Genomic DNA, 648 nt, shown 5'->3' with positions numbered 1-648 from the left:
CCTCCTCCGCCTGCGCAGGAGGAATATACCCGATGGACCCGAGCAGACGCTGATGGTTGTACCAGGCGACCCATTCCAACGTTGCCAACTCCACGGCAGCCTTGGTTTTCCATGGCGCTCGGCGATGGATCAGTTCGGCCTTGTACAGCCCGTTGATGGTTTCAGCCAGGGCATTGTCATAGCTGTCCGCTCGGCTGCCGACCGACGGTTCGATACCTGCCTCGGCCAAACGTTCGGTATAGCGGATGGACACGTATTGGGAGCCTCGGTCGGAATGATGGATCAGGGAACTGGCGGGACGCCGGTCATACAGTGCCTGCTCCAGGGCATCCAACACGAAGTCTGTGCTCATGGTGTGACTGACACGCCAACCCACGATGCGTCGGGCGAACACGTCGATGACGAAGGCCACATACANCCAGCCTTGCCAGGTCGACACGTAGGTGAAGTCCGATACCCATAACTGATTTGGTCTGTCCGCGTGGAAGTGGCGATTGACGCGATCCAACGGGCATGCCTGCGAACCGTCAGCCATCGTGGTGCGCACGCGCTTGCCTCGACGCACACCCTGTAAACCCAAACGACGCATCAGGCGTTCAACCGTGCAGCGGGCCACGGCAATGCCTTCGCGCTGTAACTGGTGCCAGA

The 648-nt window shown here is 60.1% G+C and carries 1 protein-coding gene and 1 pseudogene; both read right to left on the bottom strand.

Annotated features, from left to right (window positions below; translation table 11 throughout):
- A pseudogene (locus tag ACNA1V_RS17425) lies at positions 1–417 on the bottom strand (IS3 family transposase); the annotation flags it as partial.
- Between the two features lies 1 nt (position 418).
- A partial coding sequence (locus ACNA1V_RS17420; RefSeq protein ID WP_415834826.1) for an IS3 family transposase occupies positions 419–648 on the bottom strand: 230 nt, incomplete at both ends.

Source organism: Kerstersia similis (assembly GCF_965139615.1).
In the GTDB taxonomy this organism is placed as follows: domain Bacteria; phylum Pseudomonadota; class Gammaproteobacteria; order Burkholderiales; family Burkholderiaceae_B; genus Kerstersia; species Kerstersia similis.
This window is presented reverse-complemented; position numbering and strand designations above follow the sequence as displayed.